We start from the raw sequence: 18,474 nt of genomic DNA on the forward strand, positions 1-18,474 counted from the left end.
GGCGCATGACCGAGTCGAAGCCGTCGACCCCCGCCGTGGTCCGCGCGCACCGCGTCCGACGGATGGGGGGCCGCGACCCACACGAACCGCACCGCGTCGCCACCCCGCTGGAACTGCTCTTCGATCTGACGTTCGTCATCGCCTTCGGCGTCGCTGCGTCGGAGCTCTCGCACGCCCTCGCCGGCGGTCACGTCGGCGTCGGGTTGACGGGGTTCGTCTTCGCCATGTTCGCGACGTGCTGGGCGTGGATCAACTTCACCTGGTTCGCCTCGGCGTATGACACCGATGACTGGATGTACCGCATCCTGACCATGGTGCAGATGGTCGGTGTGCTGATCCTGGCGCTCGGCATCCCGCCGTTCTACGCGTCGATCGAGCATGGGGGACACCTCGACAATGCCCTGATCGTCGCCGGTTACGTCGTGATGCGCGTGGCGATGGTGGCGCAGTGGCTGCGGGCGTCGCGGCAGGATCCCGAGCGCAGGCCCGCCAGCCTGACCTACGCGACCGTGATCACGGTCGTTCAGGTCGGTTGGATCGCCTCGATCTTCCTTCCACTGTCGGTCTCCGCGGGACTGGTCGTCTTCGCGCTGCTGGGCGTCGCGGAGATGGTCGGGCCGTGGCTCGCCGAGACCCGCCGGGGCGGTACGCCGTGGCATGCCCACCACATCGCGGAGCGGTACGGGCTACTCGCGATCATCGCCCTCGGCGAGGGCGTGGTCGGTACCGTCGCCTCGCTCACCGCCGTCGTGGGGGAGCGCGGCTGGACGCCCGATGCGGTCATCCTCGCCGTCGCGGGCACCGGGCTGACGTTCGGCATGTGGTGGATCTACTTCGCGGTGCCGTCCGCCGATCTGCTGCACGCGCACCGCGAACGGTCCTTCCACTTCGGCTACCTGCACATCGCGGTGTTCGGGGCGATCGTGGCGACCGGTGCCGGACTGCACACGGCCGCCTACTACGTCGAGGAACAATCGGTGCTCGGCTCCGTGGGCACGGTCCTGGCGGTGGTCATCCCGGTCGGGGTCTACATCGCGCTGATCTTCGTGCTCTACGGGTTGATGGTCGGGGGGTGGGACGCCGTCCACCTGCTCCTGGCGGTGTTGACCGCGGGGGTGCTGGTGGGGGCCGTCGTGGCCGCGGCCGCCGGCGTCCCGATGACGGCGTGCCTGCTGATCGTGACCCTGGCGCCCGTCGTCAGCGTCGTGGGGTTCGAGGTACTGGGGCACCGGCACGAGTCCCGCGACGTCGACGCCGGTGTGGTGCCCGCGGCGAAGGGGTAGTTCGGTCCTCGAGGAGGACGCCATGCCAAAGATCGGAAAGAACGGACGCGCCAAGAAGTCCGAGCTACCCAGCACGTTGCGGAAGTCGCCCGAGAAGGCCCAGCAGACCTTCGCCGCGGCGCATGACGCCGCCGCCGACGAGTACGGCGACGAGGGACGGGCTCACCGGGTGGCGTTCAGCGCGGTGAAGCACTCCTTCGAGAAGGTCGGCGATCACTGGGAGGCCAAGGAGGAGAAGGGTCCGTCGGACGAACGTGCCCGAAGAGGAGGTTTGGACGGCGGCGGCGAGACCGCCGAGGGCGTCGACGCCAACGCGTCGAAGAAGCACCTGATGGACGTCGCCAAGCGGCTCGACGTCGCCGGCCGGTCGACGATGACCAAAGGCGAGTTGGTCGACGCGATCGTCAAGGCGAATCGCCGGATCACGGCCCGACGTCGCTGACCTCAGCGCTCGGGGGCGTGCACGTCGAACGTCTCCAGCAGCGAGCGTTCCTGCTCGGCCTTCATCAGCCGACGGGCCTTCCCGCGGGTGATGAGGATCCCCGTCACCGCGAGCGCCCAGACCGCGTACTGCACGATCCATGCCAGCCGGAACGAGTCGAACGAATAGCCGCCTGCCGCACCGAGAATCACGCCCATGGCCTGCATCACCAAGAGTGAGGCGACGAACCCGCCCATGTTGACCATGCCCTGAGCGGTGCCGAGCGTGGCGCTGGGGTTGAACGTCCTGGCGAAGTCGAACCCGACCATCGAGCCGGGTCCACCGACCGAGATCACCACGACCAGGACCACGAGCAGCCACAGCGGAGCCCGGCCGGGTAGCGCGAGGACGACGGTCCACACCAGGGCGTTGCTGGCGATGATTGCGAGCACGATCCACGACCGCCGGTGCGGGTAACGCCCGGTGAAGATGCCGATCAGGATCCCCGCCGCGATGGCGGTGGCGACGGAGACGACGAGCAGCGCGCCCGCGGTGCTCGTCGACTGACCCTGCGCGACGGTCACGTACGGAACGCCCCACATCAGGCAGAACACGGTCACGGAGAACTGAGTCCCCATGTGGGTGAAGAACCCGAGCCGGGTGCCGGGCCGCAGCCAGACGGTCTTCACGCTGGACAGCACGGCGGAGACCGTCAGGTTCTCCTTGTCGGTCACGCGCCCGTGCGGGGTGTTCTTGACCAACGCCAGCACGAGCACCATCGCGAGCACGCCGAATGCCGCCACCGACAGGTAGGCGGTCGCCCACGTGGTCCCGGTCAGCAACGCCAGGAAGGGCAACGCCGAGAGCACCTGACCGAGTTGGCCGCAGATGCCGGTCAGCTGGGTGAGCAGCGGCACCTGGCGCGGGGGGAACCAGTGCGGCACTAGTCGGAGCACCGAGATGAAGGTGACGGCGTCGCCGAGGCCGACGATGGCGCGGGCGCCAACGGCCAGCGGCAACGACTCGGTCAGCGCGAGCAGGAGTTGACCGCTGGCCATCAACGCCGCGCCTGCCACGATCAGCACCCGGGAGCCGAAGCGGTCGAGGAGTACCCCCGCGGGCACCTGCGCACCGGCGTACACGACGACCTGCAGTACCACGAACGTCGACAGCACCCCGGGGCTGGCGTTGAAGCGCTCGGCGGCGTCGAGACCGGAAACGCCTAGTGTGGTCCGATTGAGCACGGCGACGATGTAGGCGAGCAGCCCCGTCGCCCAGATTGTCCAGGCGCGCACTCGGTCCATCGTCGCAAACAGCGGTGCGCGATGGCGAATCGAAATCCCACTAGACGCCAACGTGCAATCTTCGCAAACGTCCCCCCGGCTGGGCTACCGTAGTGGCCAGAACGTACGAGTTGGCTCCGCTATCGCGCTGACCGGCTGTTTGGGGGAGTAGGCAGGTGCCAGAGTATCGGCTCGAGGAGCTGGCTGCGGTCTCGGCCGTCAGTGTCCGCAACATCCGGGCCTACCGCGAGCGCGGTCTTCTCGACCCGCCGCGCCGCGAAGGCCGGTCCGCGCTCTACGACGATCACCACCTGGCCCAGCTAAGGACCGTCAACGAGTTGCTTCGCAAGGGTTTTACCTCGGCGCACATCGCGGAGTTCCTCGCCGGCCAGCGTCAGGGTCACGACTTGGCCAGCACCCTCGGGCTTCCCGGTGGTCCGCCGCGCCGCACCGCGGTCGCCCTCGACATCGACGTCGACGGTGACGAGGCGCGACGGTTGGTGCGGCACGGACTGGCCGATGTCGTCGACGGCAGGGTGACGTTGATCGACCCGGACCTGGCGGCGATCGTCGGTGGCGCGACCGAGCATCTCCGCTACGTGCAGACGATCCTGCGGGTCGCGGAGGGCATCACCGAGCAGGTCGAGGAACTCGCGAAGTCCGTCGCGAACGCGTTGGCGGAGAGCACGGTCGAGCACCTGGCGCTCGGGCGACGCGTCGTCGCCGACCGGCTGGAGGACGCCCTGCGCCGACACCTCGGCACCGACGTCGGGCTCGGTGGCGCGTCGGAGGTCTGACTGGCTACAACCTGGTGGTCGCGGGGTCGCCGCCGAATCGCTGCGCCAGCCACACCGGGATGATCGCCAACACCGTCAGCGCCGCGGCGACCACGTTGATCACGGGAGCCTGGTTGGGGCGGAACAGGTTTCCGAAGATCCAGATCGGCAGGGTCTGCACGGCGGGGCCCGCGGTGAAGGTGGTCACCACGATCTCGTCGAAGCTCAGGGCGAACGCCAGGATCGCGCCGGCGACCAGCGCCCCGCGCATCATCGGGAACGTCACGAACCGGAACGTCTGCCACGACGACGCACCCAGGTCGGCCGACGCGTCCTCCAGATCCGTTCCCAGCCTGCGCAACCGGGCTTGGGTGTTGTTGAACACGATGACGATGCAGAACGTCGCATGGCCAACGATCACCGTGGCAAGGCCGAGGGTCACCCCGAGCGCGGAGGTGAACGTGGCGTTCAGCGCGATACCGGTGACGATGCCGGGCAGTGTGATCGGCAAGACCACCAGGAAGCTGATCGTGTGACGGCCGAAGAACTGGTGGCGCTGGACGGCGAAGGCGACCATCGTGCCGAGCACCAGCGCGATCGCCGTGGCACCGAGCCCGACGAGCACCGAGTTGGCCAGCGAAGTCCACATTCCCTGGCTGTTCCAGGCGTCGGCCCACCACCGCAGCGTGAAACCGCTCGGCGGGAAGGCGAACGACCGCGAGGAGTTGAACGCGTTGACGACGATGAGAAGCAATGGTGCGTAGAGGAATACCAGGACCAGCACGGTCCAGGTCCGCACTGCGCCACGCGCGCCCTTCGACAACATCAGACGTTCTCCAGCGCGCCGGTTCGTCGCATCGCGAGTAGGTAGAGGACGACGGCGGCCAACGGGATGATCGAGAGCGCAGCGGCCAGCGGTTGATTGTTGGCGGTGACCAGTTGCCCGTAGATGATGTTGCCCAGCATCTGGGTCTTCCCGCCGACGATGGTCACCGCGATGTAGTCACCGAGAGACAGCGAGAAGGTGAAGATCGACCCGGCGGCGATGCCGGGAAAGACCAACGGCGCCATCACTCTTCGCAACGTGGAGAGATCGGAGGCGCCCAGGTCCGAGCTCGCGTCGATGAGGTGGTTCGGCACGCGTTCGAAGGCCGCGAACACGGGGATGATCATGTACGGCAACCAGAGGTACGTCAGGGTGATGACGGTGGCGACCAGGCCGTAGCCGGGGGTGTATCCGGTGGCCCACGAGAGCGGCCCGTCGGGGGACAGCAGCACCCGCCACGCGTAGGCCTTGACGAGGTAGCTCGCCCACAGCGGCGTCGTCACCGCGACGACGAGCACCAGACGCATGCGCGGGGAGGCGACCTTCGCCATGTGCAACCCCAACGGGACGGCGAGCACCGCGCAGATCACGGTGACCAGCAGGGCCACTCCCACGGTGCGGAGTGTCACCGTGCGGAACACCTCGTCGGTCAGCACCCGAACGACGTTGTCGCCGGTAACCGTGTGCACGACCGCTCCGGTGAAGGAGTTCGTCGTCCAGAAGGCCGAAACGAGCAGCACGGCAAGCGAACCCAGGTACGCCACCACCAGCCAAGCCAATGGCGGGACCAGCAGGAAGGCCAGCGTCAGCCAGCCCCGCCGAGGTGGCGACATCGGATCGCGCCGCCGCGCCGCCGTGGCGGGGGCGGCCGGGCTCACCCCTTGATCTGCTGCCACTTGCTGACCCACTCGTCGTAGGCCGTGCAGTTGTCGCCGCTACCGTCGACGCACTGCTTCTGCGGCGTGGTCCAGTAGTGGAGTTGGGAGGCGTAGGCCTCGTCGGTGGCGTGGTAGATGTCGCAGAAGTCCTTCTCGGAGGTGAACTCGCAGGCCTTGGTCTGCGCGGGCGCCTCGCCGAAGTACTCGGCGACCTGGGCGTTGACCTTCGGGGAGGTGATCCAGTCCATCCACTTGTACATGCAATTCGGATGCGCGGCCTTGGCGGCGACCATCCACGTGTCGGACCACCCCGTGGCCCCCTCCTTCGGCAGGACGGTGTTCACCTGCACCTTGTTCTCGCTGCCGATGGTGTTGGCGATCACCTGCCAGGTGGTGCCGATCACCGATGTGCCCGACTCGAACGCCTGCACCTCCTTGGTGTAGTCCGACCAGTACTCGCTGACGTTCTCCCGCTGCTGGGTGAGCAATTCAACTGCGGCGTCGAGTTGTTCGGTGGTCAGCGAGTACGGGTCCTTGATGCCCAACTCGGGCTTGGTCTTCATCAGGTACAGGGCCGCGTCTGCGATGTAGATCGGTGAGTCATAGGCGGTGACCTTGCCCTTGTACTTGCCGGCGTCGGTGAACACCGCACCCCACGAGTCGGGGGCGTCGGTGACGACGCCGACGTTGTACATGAGCAGGTTGGCGCCCCAGCCGTGCGGGATGCCGTACATCTGGCCGTCCACCGAGTTCCACGGCTTGTCCTTGAGGAAGCTGGAGATGGTCGAGTAGTTTCCCACCAAAGCGGTGTTCACCGGTGCGACGTCACCTGCGTAGATCAGCCGCAGGGTGGCATCACCGGATGCCGAGACGCCGTCGTACTGCCCGGAGCGCATCAGCTGCACCATCTCGTCGGAGGTGTTGCCGACCTTCACGTTGACCTTGCAGCCGGTCTGCTGCTCGAACGGCGTCACCCAGTCCACCGCCGGGTCGTTCGACCCGTTCTCGGCGTAACCGGCCCACGCGATCAGGTTGAGCTGGCCCTCGCCGTCGCCGAGGGCGCCGAGCGGTTCGATCTTGGGCGGGGCGGTTCCGGCGTCACCCCCGCCGGATTCCGAGCTGGAGCATCCGACGACGAGTGCGGCGCATGCGGCAATGGTGAAGCCGATCCGCAACGCGGTGAGTTTCATGACGCTCCGTTCAATTCGATCCTGTTGGCTGTCGATCATCTTCAGTTGGTCAAGTCGTGCACGGCACTGTCGGGCCAGGCCAGGGTGATGGGGGTGCCGTGGCCCAGGTCGTCGGGTAGTGACGCCGCGGCGTTGAGCACGGTCGCGGTCAGCGTGACACCCGGTTGCCCGACCACCTGAGCGACGGCGGCCACCCGGGTGGTCGCCCCCGCGTAGATGATCTCGGCGACGGTGGCGTCGACGGTGCGACTTCCCGGCGCGGCCCCGCCGCCCGCCGCGAGCACCGAGATGCGTTCGGGTCGTACGGCGAACATGCCGGGTCTGCCGACGAGCGCCGTCGCAGCGTCGCCGTCGAGCACGTTGGAGGTGCCGACGAAGTCGGCGACGAATCGGTTCACCGGGTTCTCGTAGACATCGCGCGCCTTGCCGACCTGTTCGATGCGTCCGTCGTTGAACACCGCGAGCCGGTCGCACAGCGTCAGCGCCTCGTCCTGATCGTGGGTCACGATGACGAAGGTGATGCCGACTTCCCGCTGGATCGCCTTGAGCTCCACCTGCATCTGTTCGCGAAGCTTCAGGTCGAGCGCGCCGAGCGGCTCGTCGAGCAGCAGGACCCTCGGCCGCCCCACCAGGGCTCGGGCCAGGGCGACGCGCTGACGCTGACCACCGGACAGTTGCGCGGGCTTACGGGGTCCGAAGTCGGCGAGCCGCACCATCTCCAGGGCCTCGGTCGTCCGGGTGCGGCGCTCATCCTTGGCCACGCCGCGAACCTTCAACCCGTACTCGACGTTCTGCGCGACGGTCATGTGCGGAAAGAGGGCGTACTCCTGGAAGACGGTGTTCACGTCGCGGCGCCGCGCGGGGAGCTCGGTGACGTCGACGCCGCCGAGCTTGATCGTCCCGGCGGTCGGCTGCTCGAACCCGGCGATCATCCGCAGCACGGTGGTCTTACCCGATCCGGAGGGGCCGAGTATCGCGAACAGCTCGCCATCGTCGACGGTCAGGTCGGCGCCCGCGACGGCCACGATCGAGTCGCCGAAGACCTTGCGTACACCCGCGAGTTCGATTCGAGGTTCGCCGGGGCCCGTTGGCATGCGGTGAATCGTATGGATCCGTCGTTCACGCCGCAGCGCAACGTAGGGAATCCACGGAATCCGGTCGTTTGGTCGACGGTTTTCGTTCCCGGGGACGGCGTTCGCAATGGCACTAAAACTTGATGCAGATGTGACCAGTGGCGTTGATGAGGGAAATGGGGCGCCTGTCATATCCTGTGGTGTGGCGATTTCCCGGCGAGACGTACTCAAGTACGCCGCCGCCGCGCCGGCGATCGCCGGGTTCGGCGGTGGTCTGGCGGCTGCGGTGTCGGCTGCCTTGGCGCCGGGGACGGCCTCGGCCGCGCCGCTGGGCGTACTGCTCGACTATGCCGCCGGGGTGATCCCCGCCTCGGCCATTCGCGCCGCCGGCGCGGCGGGTGCCATTCGCTACGTCTCGGACCGCCGACCCGGTGGCGCGTGGATGCTCGGCAAGCCGATCCAGCTACCCGAGGCGCGGGACTTGTACCAGAGCGGGCTGAAGATCGTGTCGTGCTACCAATTCGGCAAGCAGGACAGCGCCGACTGGCTCGGCGGCCAGAACGCCGGCGTTCGACATGCGAAGCGCGGCTGGCAACTGCACGTCGCGGCGGGCGGTTCGTACGGCGCCCCGATCTACGCGTCGATCGACGACGACCCGTCGCCTGAGCAGTACAAGCAGCAGGTGGCGCCCTATCTGCGCGGGTGGGAAGCGGTGCTGGGGCATCAGCGGGTCGGTGTGTACGCGAACTCGAAGACCATCGACTGGGCCCTGCAGGATGGGCTCGGCTCCTACTTCTGGCAGCACAACTGGGGGTCGCCCAAGGGGTTCACCCACCCTGCAGCGCACTTGCATCAGGTCGAGATCGACAAGCGAAGCGTGGGTGGCGTTGGCGTCGACCTCAACCACGTGTTGAAGCCCCGGTTCGGTCAGTGGGACTAACATTACCGATCAGTAAGTTTGGCCAGCAAACAATTTTGCGGCCCGGCGCTTTCTGAGTAGACACTGCGGACGAGAGTGTTTACCCGTCCGCGATTTCTCGCACGCGGCGGGGCGCACGAAAAATGTACATAACGATTAGGTAACAATACTGCCTTGAACTGCGCTGTTATTGCTACTGGACCGTAACCACCCGCCAGCAGGACGTTTGTACCGGAACACCGGAAGGCGTCACGAAGTCCGCGTTATCCAATGTGTGGTTACCCGTGCGTAGAACTCGCCAGTAACCATTTGGGGGTCCAAAATGGAGCAGGTTCTTATGACACTCTTATTGGGGTTGGCCTGCACGCCCGGGTCGTCCGGGAAGTGACCTGAGCCCGTCGGGATCCGACACCCGACTCGAGAACCGCGGACACCCGCAGGGGCGCGGGGCCTCACCGCCGAGGACGCAGAAGACGCACGCAAGCAGACGAGCCGTGCAGACGTGATGAGCGATACGCGCAAGAGCGCACGAGGAGATGGCAAGACGTGACGATCAACGAACACGACCGAGTGACCACTGGACGCAAGGGTGGTCCGGCCGACGGCTCCTCGCCGCAGACGGGCGCGCACGCCCTCGTCGACCTGCTTAACGCAGGGGAGCCCTACGCCGTCGCGTTCGGCGGGCAGGGCGGCAACTGGCTGGAGAACCTCGAGGAACTGATCAGCTCCGCGGGCATCGAATCCGAATTGAGTGAGGTCATCGGCGAGGCCGCGCTGCTGCTGCAGCCCGTCGCCCGGGAACTGGTCGTCGTCCGGCCGATCGGTTTCGAGCCGATGCAGTGGGTACGCGCGCTGGCCGCCGACGAGCCACTCCCGACGTCCAAGCAGCTGACCACCGCCGCGATCTCCGGTCCCGGCATCCTGCTGTCGCAGCTGGCCGCAATCCGTGCGGCAACGCGTCAGGGCCTCGACTTGTTCGACACTCCACCCGTGGCGATGGCGGGTCACTCCCAGGGCATCATCGCCTGTGAGGCGCTCAAGGCGAAGGGCACGCGCGACGCCGAACTGCTCGCGATGATCCAGCTGATCGGCGCGGCCGGCTCGCTGGTCTCCCGGCGGCGCGGCATGGTCGGCCGGGGTGACAAGTCGCCCATGGTCTCGGTCACCAACGTCGATCCCGTGCGGATCGCCGAGCTCCTCGAGGAGTTCTCCACCGACGTCCGCACCGTGCTGCCGCCCGTGCTGTCCATCCGCAACGGCAGGCGCTCGGTGGTCATCACCGGCACACCCGAGCAGCTGGCCCGATTCGAGTTGTACTGCAGCAAGATCACGGAGAAGGAAGAGGCCGAGCGCAAGAACAAGCTCCGCGGCGGCGCCGTCTTCAGCCCCGTCTTCCACGGCATCCAGGTCGAGGTCGGGTTCCACACGCCACGGCTGGCCGACGCGATCGACGTCGTCGACGCCTGGGGCGCCAAGCTGAGCATCGACTCCGAGCTGCTTCACCGCTTCGCCAAGGCGATCTACACCGAGCCCTTCGACTGGGTCCACGAGATCGAACGGCTGCACGACTCCGGGGCACGCTGGATCATCGACCTCGGCCCCAGTGACACCATCACCCGCGTCACCGCGCCCGTCATCCGTGGCCTCGGCGTCGGCATCGTCCCCGCCGCCACGAGGGCCGGGCAGCGCAACCTGTTCACCGTCGGTGCCGCCCCCGAGGTCGCGCCCGCGTGGTCGAGCTACGCCCCGTCGGTCATCACGCTGCCGGACGGCTCGGTGAAGCTGTCGACCAAGTTCACCAGGCTCACCGGACGCTCCCCAATGCTGTTGGCCGGCATGACCCCGACGACGGTCGACGCCAAGATCGTCGCCGCCGCCGCCAATGCGGGCCACTGGGCCGAGCTGGCCGGCGGTGGCCAGGTCACCGAGCAGATCTTCGACCGGCGCATCGCCGAATTGACCCAACTGCTGGAGCCGGGTCGTGCCGTGCAGTTCAACACCCTGTTCCTCGACCCCTACCTGTGGAAGTTGCAGGTGGGCGGAAAGCGGTTGGTGCAGAAGGCCCGTCAGTCGGGTGCCCCGATCGACGGCGTGGTCGTCAGTGCCGGCATCCCGGAACTCGACGAAGCCGTCGCGATCATCGAGGAGCTCAACGACGTCGGCATTGCCTACGTGTGCTTCAAGCCGGGCACCGTCGAGCAGATCAAGTCGGTCATCAAGATCGCCGCCGAGGTCCCCGACCGGGAGGTCATCGTTCACGTCGAGGGCGGCCGCGCGGGCGGACACCACTCGTGGGAGGACCTCGACGACCTGCTGATCTCGACCTACGGCGACCTTCGCAAGCTCTCCAACATCACGCTCTGCGTCGGTGGCGGCATCGGTACCCCCGAGCGCGCCGCCCAGTACCTATCCGGGCAGTGGTCGCAGGCCTACGGTTTCCCGATCATGCCCGTCGACGGCATCCTCGTCGGCACCGCGACGATGGCCGTGCTGGAGGCCACCACGTCGCCTGCGGTCAAGCAGCTTCTGGTCGACACCACCGGCACCGAACAGTGGGTCGGTGCCGGAAAGGCACAGGGCGGCATGGCATCCGGGCGTAGTCAGCTCGGGGCCGACATCCACGAGATCGACAACGCGGCCTCCCGCTGCGGCCGACTGCTGGACGACGTGGCGGGTGACGTCGACGCCGTCGCCGAACGACGCGACGAGATCATCGCCGCGATGGCCCTGACCGCCAAGCCCTACTTCGGCGACGTGGCCGACATGACGTACCTGCAGTGGCTGCAGCGCTACGTCGAGGTCGCGATCGGTGACGGTGACAGCACCGCCGACACCAAGCGTCCCGACTCGCCGTGGCTCGACGTCAGCTGGCGGGACCGCTTCGAGGAGATGCTCAAGCGCGCCGAGGCCCGCCTGCACCCGCAGGACTCCGGCCCGATCGAAACCCTCTATGCCGTCGACGCCGAAGGTGAAGCGCTGCTGGAGGATCCGGACCGGGCGCTGGCGGAACTGGTGTCGCGGTACCCCGACGTCGGGGACGTGAAGTTGCATCCCGCCGACGTGCCGTTCTTCATCACCCTCTGCAAGACCCTGGGCAAGCCGGTCAACTTCGTGCCCGTCATCGACAAGGACGTCCGGCGCTGGTGGCGCAGTGACTCCCTGTGGCAGGCCCATGACGCGCGCTACTCCGCCGATCAGGTCTGCGTCATCCCCGGCACCGAAGCGGTGGTCGGCATCACCCGTGTCGACGAGCCCGTCGGCGACCTGCTCGACCGGTTCGAGCAGGCCTCCATCGACGAGGTGCTCGCCTCCGGTGCTCAGCCGGCCGCCGTGGTGTCCCGCCGCCAAGCCCGCGCCGACGTCACCGGACCGCTGGGTGTCGTGCTCGATTCGCCCGACGTGCTGTGGGCCGGCCGGGCCTCGATCAACCCCGTGCACCGCATCGGTGAGCCGCGCGAGTGGCAGGTCAACGAGAATCGAAGCGCGACACACCCGTCCACGGGTTCGCGCCTCGAACTCAGCGGTGATTACGTCACCCTGAGCGTGCCGCTGTCCGAAGTCTGGATCACCATCCGCTTCACCCTGCCGTCCACCACCGTCGACGGCGGCATGCCGGTCGTCACCACGGAGGACGCCTCGGCCGCCATGCGCGCCGTGCTGGCGATCGCGGCGGGTGTCGACGGCGCCGACGCGCTGCCGACCGTCGTCGACGGCAGCACGACCGCCACGGTCTCGTGGGATCCGGAGGAGGTCGCCGACCACACCGGTGTCACGGCCACGTTCGGTGCACCGCTGGCGCCGGGTCTGACGCTGGTGCCCGACGCGCTGGTCGGCAGCTGCTGGCCCGCCGTGTTCTCGGTCATCGGATCCGCGGTCACCGAAACCGGTTTCCCGGTCATCGAGGGTCTGCTCAGCCTGGTGCATCTCGACCACGCCGCCCGGCTGCTGGCTCCGATGCCGACGACGAAGGCTCAATTGACCGTCGTCGCAACGGCTTCGGCGGCGACGGATACCGAGGTTGGCCGCGTCGTCCCCGTGTCGGTGACGATCAGCGATGCGGACGGGACGGTCCTGGCGGTGCTCGAGGAGCGGTTCGCCATCCGCGGCCGCACCGGTGCGCTCGCGCTGGCCGACCCGCTGCAGGCCGGTGGAGCGATCACCGACAACGCGACCGACACCCCCCGTCGTCGCCGCCGTGATGCCGCGGTCACCGCGCCGACGGACATGAGCGCGTTCGCCGTGGTCTCCGGTGACCACAACCCGATCCACACCGACCGTGCCGCGGCCCTGCTCGCCGGGCTGAAATCGCCCATCGTGCATGGCATGTGGTTGTCGGCGGCAGCGCAGCACGTCGTGACCGCCACCGATGGCCGGGCCACGCCGCCCGCACGTCTGATCGGTTGGACGTCCCGCTTCCTCGGCATGGTCATGCCCGGTGACGAGATCGACTTCCGGGTCGATCGGGTCGGCATCGACCGCGGTGCGGAGATCATCGAGGTCACCGCGAAGGTCGGAACCGATCTGGTGATGTCGGCGACCGCTCAGCTCGCCGCGCCCAAGACGGTGTACGCCTTCCCCGGCCAGGGCATTCAGTCCAAGGGCATGGGCATGGAGGTCCGCGCCCGCTCCAAGGCCGCCCGCAAGGTGTGGGACACGGCCGATAAGTTCACCCGCGACACCCTGGGCTTCTCGGTGCTGCACGTGGTGCGCGACAACCCGACCAGCCTGATCGCCAGCGGCGTGCACTACCACCACCCCGAGGGCGTGCTCTACCTGACGCAGTTCACCCAGGTCGCGATGGCCACCGTCGCCGCCGCCCAGGTTGCCGAGATGCGGGAACAGGGCGCGTTCGTCGAGGGCGCGATCGCGTGCGGTCACTCCGTCGGCGAATACACCGCCCTGGCGTGTGTCTCCGGCGTGTACCCGCTCGAGGCGCTGCTCGAGGTCGTCTTCCACCGTGGCAGCAAGATGCACGACATCGTGCCCCGGGACGAGAACGGCCGGTCGAACTACCGACTCGCCGCGATCCGGCCGTCGCAGATCGACCTCGACGATGATGACGTCACCGACTGGGTTGCCGAAATCGCCGAGCGCACAGGTGAATTCCTGCAGATCGTGAACTACAACCTGCGCGGGTCGCAGTACGCCATCGCGGGTACGGTGCGCGGCCTCGAGGTCCTGGAGGAGGAGGTCGAGAAGCGCCGCGAGATCTCGGGCGGCAAGCGCTCCTTCATCCTGGTGCCCGGTATCGACGTGCCGTTCCACTCCGAGGTGCTGCGGGTCGGCGTCGCCGACTTCCGTCGCTCGCTGGAGCGGGTCATGCCGCGTGACGCGGATCCGGCGCTGCTCGTCGGCAAGTACATCCCGAACCTGGTGCCACGGCCGTTCACGCTGGACCGCGACTTCATCGAGGAGATCCGCGATCTGGTGCCCGCCGAGCCGCTCGACGAGATCCTCGCCGACTACGACACGTGGCTCGCCGAGCGGCCGCGCGAGCTGTGCCGCAAGGTCGTCATCGAGCTGCTGGCTTGGCAGTTCGCCAGCCCGGTGCGCTGGATCGAGACGCAGGACCTCCTGTTCATCGAGGAGGCCGCAGGCGGACTCGGCATCGAGCGCTTCGTCGAGATCGGCGTGAAGTCGGCACCGACCGTCGCCGGCCTGGCCACCAACACGCTCAAGCTGCCGGAGTACTCGCACAACACCACCGAGGTGCTCAACACCGAGCGCGACGCTCCGGTGCTGTTCGCCACGGACACCGATCCCGAACCGGAGCTCGAGGACGAGTCCGCGCCGACCCAGGCCGCCGAGTCGGCGCCTGCGGCGGCCGCGCCTTCCGCTCCTGCCCCCGCAGCGGCCCCGTCCGGCGGTCCCCGCCCGGACGACATCTCCTTCGGTGCCGACGACGCGACGCTGTCACTCATCGCCCTGTCGGCCAAGATGCACGTCGACCAGATCGAGCCGTTGGACTCCATCGAGTCGATCACCGACGGTGCGTCCTCCCGACGCAACCAGCTACTGGTCGATCTGGGCTCCGAGCTGAACCTCGGCGCCATCGACGGTGCGGCCGAAGCCGACCTGGCCGGCCTGAAGGCTCAGGTCACCAAGCTGGCCCGAACCTACAAGCCTTATGGCCCAGTGCTTTCCGATGCGGTCAACGACCAGCTGCGGACCGTGCTCGGACCGTCGGGCAAGCGCCCCGCTGCCATCGCCGAACGCGTCAAGAAGGATTGGGAACTCGGCGACGGCTGGGTCAAGCACGTCACGATCGAACTGGTCCTCGGTACCCGTGAGGGCACCAGCGTCCGCGGGGGCAACCTCGGTCACCTGCACGAGGGCGCCCTGCCCGACGCGGCCACGGTCGACAAGGTCGTCGACGCGGCGGTCGCCGCCGTCGCCGCCCGTCGTGGCATCGCGGTGTCGCTACCCTCGGCCGGCGGTGCAGGCGGAGGTGTCGTGGACTCCGCGGCGCTGACCGAGTTCGCCGACAAGGTCACCGGTCGCGACGGCGTGCTCGCCTCGGCGGCCCGGCTGATCCTCGGCCAACTGGGTGTGGATGCGCCCGTGAACGTCGGCGAGAAGGTCAGCGATGCCGACCTCATCGACCTCGTCACCGCCGAACTCGGTTCGGACTGGCCACGTTTGGTGGCGCCGACGTTCGACGGCCGCAAGGCGGTGTTGTTCGACGACCGTTGGGCCAGCGCCCGTGAGGACCTCGCCCGGCTGTGGCTGAAGGACGAGGACGAGATCGACGCGGACTGGCAGCGGCTCTCCGAGCGGTTCGAGGCCGCCGGTCACATCGTCGCCAGCCAGGCGAACTGGTGGCAGGGCAAGGCCCTGGCTGCCGGACGCAACGTGCACGCGTCGCTCTACGGACGCGCCGCCGCAGGTGCGGAGAATCCCGGCACCGGGCGCTACAGCGACGAGATCGCCGTGGTGACGGGTGCCTCGAAGGGCTCCATCGCCGCGTCGGTGATCGCGCAGCTGCTCGACGGCGGGGCCTCGGTCATCGCCACCACCTCCAAGCTGGACGACGACCGGTTGGACTTCTACAAGGAGCTCTACCGCGACAACGCTCGCTTCGGCGCGACGCTGTGGGTCACCCCGGCCAACATGGCCTCCTACAGCGACATCGACGCCCTGGTCAGCTGGGTCGGCAACGAGCAGTCGGAGAACCTTGGGCCGAAGTCGATCCACCTCAAGGACGCTCTGACCCCGACGTTGCTCTTCCCGTTCGCGGCGCCGCGCGTCGCGGGCGACCTCTCCGAGGCGGGTTCGCGTTCGGAGATGGAGATGAAGGTTCTGCTGTGGGCCGTGCAGCGGCTCATCGGCGGCCTGTCGCACATCGGCTCGGAGCGCGACATCGCCTCCCGGCTGCACGTCGTCCTGCCCGGTTCGCCGAACCGCGGGATGTTCGGCGGCGACGGCGCCTACGGCGAGGCCAAGTCCGCGTTGGACGCACTGGTCACGCGCTCGAAGGTCGAGACGTCCTGGTCGCAGCGAGTGTCGTTGGCGCACGCCCTGATTGGCTGGACCAAGGGCACCGGGCTGATGGGTCACAACGACGCCATCGTCGGCGCGGTCGAAGAGGCCGGCGTGACGACCTACACGACCGAGCAGATGGCGTCGATGCTGCTCGACCTCTGCGACGTCGAGTCGAAGGTGGCGGCGGCCCGCGAGCCGATCCACGCCGACCTGACCGGTGGGCTGGGCGAAGTCGACATCGACATGGGCGCGTTGGCGGCCAAGGCCCGCGAGGACATGGCCGCCGAGAGTACGGCCGCGTCCGACGAGGACCTCGACGGCGCCACGATCAAGGCACTGCCGTCACCTCCCCGGGGGTATACGGCCGCGCCGCCACCCGAATGGGACGACCTCGACATCGACCCGGCCGACATGGTGGTCATCGTCGGCGGGGCAGAGCTGGGGCCGTACGGCTCGTCGCGCACGCGGTTGGAGGTCGAGGTCTCCGGCGAACTGTCAGCAGCGGGCGTGCTCGAGCTGGCCTGGACCACCGGTCTGGTCAAGTGGGAGGACGATCCCAAGCCGGGCTGGTACGACACCGCGTCGGGTGATCTCATCGACGAGGGTGAGCTGGTGGAGCGCTACCACGACGCCGTCATCGAACGGGTCGGCATCCGCGAGTTCGTCAGCGACGGCGCGCTTTCGGCGGATCACACTGCGCCGCTGCTGGTTTCGGTCTTCCTCGACAAGGACTTCTCGTTCGTCGTGTCGTCTGAGGCGGACGCCCGCGGTTTCGCGCAGTCCGATCCCGAGCACACCCTGATCGCACCGATCGCCGACACTGGCGACTGGCAGGTCACGCGCAAGGCCGGTACCGAGATCCGGGTGCCGCGCACGGTCAAGCTGTCCCGCACGGTGGGTGCCCAGATTCCCACCGGGTTCGATCCCATGGTGTACGGCGTGAGCGCGGACATGGCGGGCTCCATCGACCGGGTGGCGCTGTGGAACCTCGTCACCACCGTGGACGCGTTCCTGTCCTCCGGCTTCACGCCGGCAGAGCTGATGCGCTGGGTGCATCCCAGCCTGGTCGCCAGCACGCAGGGCACCGGCATGGGCGGCTTGACGTCGATGCAGGCGATGTTCCACGGCAACCTGCTGGGTCAGAACAAGTCGAACGACATCCTGCAGGAGACCCTGCCCAACGTCTTCGCCGGACACGTCGTGCAGTCCTACATCGGCAGCTACGGTGCGATGATCCACCCGGTGGGCGCCTGCGCCACCACGGCCGTCTCGGTCGAGGAGGGTGTCGACAAGATCCGGCTCGGCAAGGCGGACTTCGTGGTCGCCGGCGGTTACGACGACCTGACGCTGGAAGCCGTGATCGGCTTCGGTGACATGTCGGCCACCGCCGACACCGAGATGATGCGCGCCAAGGGCATCAGCGATTCGAAGTTCTCCCGCGGAAACGACCGTCGGCGACTCGGATTCGTCGAGGGCCAAGGTGGCGGCACCATCCTGTTGGCTCGCGGTGATCTGGCCCTGGAGATGGGGCTGCCGGTGCTGGCGGTCGTCGGCTACGTGTCGACGTTCGGCGACGGCGTGCACACGTCGATCCCGGCTCCGGGTCTCGGTGCCCTCGGCGCGGGTCGTGGGGGCAAGCAGTCCCAGCTGTCGAAGTCATTGGCGAAGTTGGGTGTCGGTCCCGACGACATCGCGCTGATCTCTAAGCACGACACGTCGACCCTGGCCAACGATCCCAACGAGACCGAGCTGCACGAGCGGCTCGCTGCCGCGATGGGTCGGTCCCCGGGCAACCCGTTGTTCATCGTCAGCCAGAAGAGCCTGACGGGTCACTCGAAGGGCGGTGCGGCGGCGTTCCAGATGATCGGCATGTGCCAGATGCTGCGCGACGGAGTAATCCCGCCGAACCGGAGCCTGGACTGCGTCGACGAGGAGATGGCTCATGCCTCGCACTTCGTGTGGGTGCGCGAGACCTTGCAGATGCGGGACAAGTTCCCGATGAAGGCGGGTCTGATCACCAGCCTCGGGTTCGGTCACGTGTCGGGTCTGGTCGCGCTAGTGCACCCGCAGGCGTTCCTGGCGGCATTGAGCCCGGACCAACGCGAGGATTACCAAAAGCGTTCTGGAGACCGGGTTCTCGACGGCCAGCGCACGCTGGCATCGGCGATCGCGGGAGGGCCCGCGCTCTACGAGAAGCCCGCCGATCGGCGCTTCCACCACGATGCGCCGGAGAAGCGGTTGGAGGCCGACATGCTGCTCGATGCCGGGTCGCGGCTCGGCGAGGACGGTTGGTACGGGCAGAGGTGAGTGTGACGTCCGAGGCGCCTGCGCTAGCGTTCCTGC

10 protein-coding genes are annotated in these 18,474 nt (G+C 67.9%); 5 read left to right on the forward strand and 5 right to left on the reverse strand.

Going from position 1 to position 18,474, the window contains the following annotated elements:
- Window positions 1–5: 5 nt before the first annotated feature.
- Window positions 6–1,283, forward strand: coding sequence for a low temperature requirement protein A (locus QUE68_RS08620; protein ID WP_286275419.1), 1,278 nt, complete (start codon window positions 6–8; stop codon window positions 1,281–1,283).
- A gap of 22 nt (window positions 1,284–1,305) precedes the next feature.
- A complete protein-coding gene (locus tag QUE68_RS08625) occupies window positions 1,306–1,725 on the forward strand; it encodes a ChaB family protein (RefSeq protein WP_286275420.1) in 420 nt (139 codons plus the stop codon).
- Between the two features lie 2 nt (window positions 1,726–1,727).
- Here the strand turns inward: QUE68_RS08625 and QUE68_RS08630 are convergent, their stop codons facing one another.
- The gene (locus QUE68_RS08630) at window positions 1,728–2,999 is read right to left on the reverse strand and encodes an MFS transporter (protein WP_284225571.1); all 1,272 of its coding nucleotides are present in this window, start codon (window positions 2,997–2,999) and stop codon (window positions 1,728–1,730) included.
- 164 nt (window positions 3,000–3,163) lie between these two features.
- Between QUE68_RS08630 and QUE68_RS08635 the strand changes: the two genes are divergently transcribed.
- Entirely contained in the window at window positions 3,164–3,784 is a 621-nt protein-coding gene (locus tag QUE68_RS08635) for a MerR family transcriptional regulator (RefSeq protein WP_286275421.1), read from the forward strand.
- 4 nt (window positions 3,785–3,788) lie between these two features.
- Here the strand turns inward: QUE68_RS08635 and QUE68_RS08640 are convergent, their stop codons facing one another.
- Genes QUE68_RS08640 through QUE68_RS08655 form a run of 4 tightly spaced genes read right to left on the reverse strand, consistent with a single transcriptional unit; the run spans window position 3,789 to window position 7,751 of the window.
- The gene (locus tag QUE68_RS08640) at window positions 3,789–4,589 is read right to left on the reverse strand and encodes an ABC transporter permease (protein WP_284225573.1); all 801 of its coding nucleotides are present in this window, start codon (window positions 4,587–4,589) and stop codon (window positions 3,789–3,791) included.
- A complete protein-coding gene (locus QUE68_RS08645) occupies window positions 4,589–5,422 on the reverse strand; it encodes an ABC transporter permease (protein ID WP_353507030.1) in 834 nt (277 codons plus the stop codon). The genes QUE68_RS08640 and QUE68_RS08645 overlap by 1 nt, the downstream gene beginning before the upstream one ends.
- A 41-nt stretch (window positions 5,423–5,463) precedes the next feature.
- On the reverse strand, window positions 5,464–6,657 hold the full coding sequence (locus QUE68_RS08650) for an ABC transporter substrate-binding protein (protein ID WP_284225575.1): 1,194 nt from the start codon (window positions 6,655–6,657) through the stop codon (window positions 5,464–5,466).
- Window positions 6,658–6,698: 41 nt separating this feature from the next.
- Window positions 6,699–7,751, reverse strand: coding sequence for an ABC transporter ATP-binding protein (locus QUE68_RS08655; RefSeq protein WP_284225577.1), 1,053 nt, complete (start codon window positions 7,749–7,751; stop codon window positions 6,699–6,701).
- Window positions 7,752–7,932: 181 nt separating this feature from the next.
- Here QUE68_RS08655 and QUE68_RS08660 point away from each other — a divergent pair, with 181 nt between their 5' ends.
- Complete coding sequence (locus tag QUE68_RS08660; protein ID WP_284225578.1) at window positions 7,933–8,670, forward strand: DUF1906 domain-containing protein; 738 nt, start codon at window positions 7,933–7,935, stop codon at window positions 8,668–8,670.
- Window positions 8,671–9,195: 525 nt separating this feature from the next.
- Complete coding sequence (locus QUE68_RS08665) at window positions 9,196–18,438, forward strand: type I polyketide synthase (protein WP_286275423.1); 9,243 nt, start codon at window positions 9,196–9,198, stop codon at window positions 18,436–18,438.
- The last annotated feature ends 36 nt before the right edge of the window (window positions 18,439–18,474 follow it).

The organism is Mycolicibacterium sp. TUM20985, from assembly GCF_030295745.1.
Lineage (GTDB): Bacteria > Actinomycetota > Actinomycetes > Mycobacteriales > Mycobacteriaceae > Mycobacterium.

Excerpts from the sequence above, each read along its gene's own strand:
- QUE68_RS08620 (WP_286275419.1), top strand. The coding sequence starts at position 6 with ATGACCGAGTCGAAGCCGTCGACCCCCGCCGTGGTCCGCGCGCACCGC.
- QUE68_RS08625 (WP_286275420.1), top strand. The coding sequence starts at position 1,306 with ATGCCAAAGATCGGAAAGAACGGACGCGCCAAGAAGTCCGAGCTACCC.
- QUE68_RS08640 (WP_284225573.1), bottom strand. The coding sequence starts at position 4,589 with ATGTTGTCGAAGGGCGCGCGTGGCGCAGTGCGGACCTGGACCGTGCTG.
- QUE68_RS08645 (WP_353507030.1), bottom strand. The coding sequence starts at position 5,422 with ATGTCGCCACCTCGGCGGGGCTGGCTGACGCTGGCCTTCCTGCTGGTC.
- QUE68_RS08650 (WP_284225575.1), bottom strand. The coding sequence starts at position 6,657 with ATGAAACTCACCGCGTTGCGGATCGGCTTCACCATTGCCGCATGCGCC.
- QUE68_RS08655 (WP_284225577.1), bottom strand. The coding sequence starts at position 7,751 with ATGCCAACGGGCCCCGGCGAACCTCGAATCGAACTCGCGGGTGTACGC.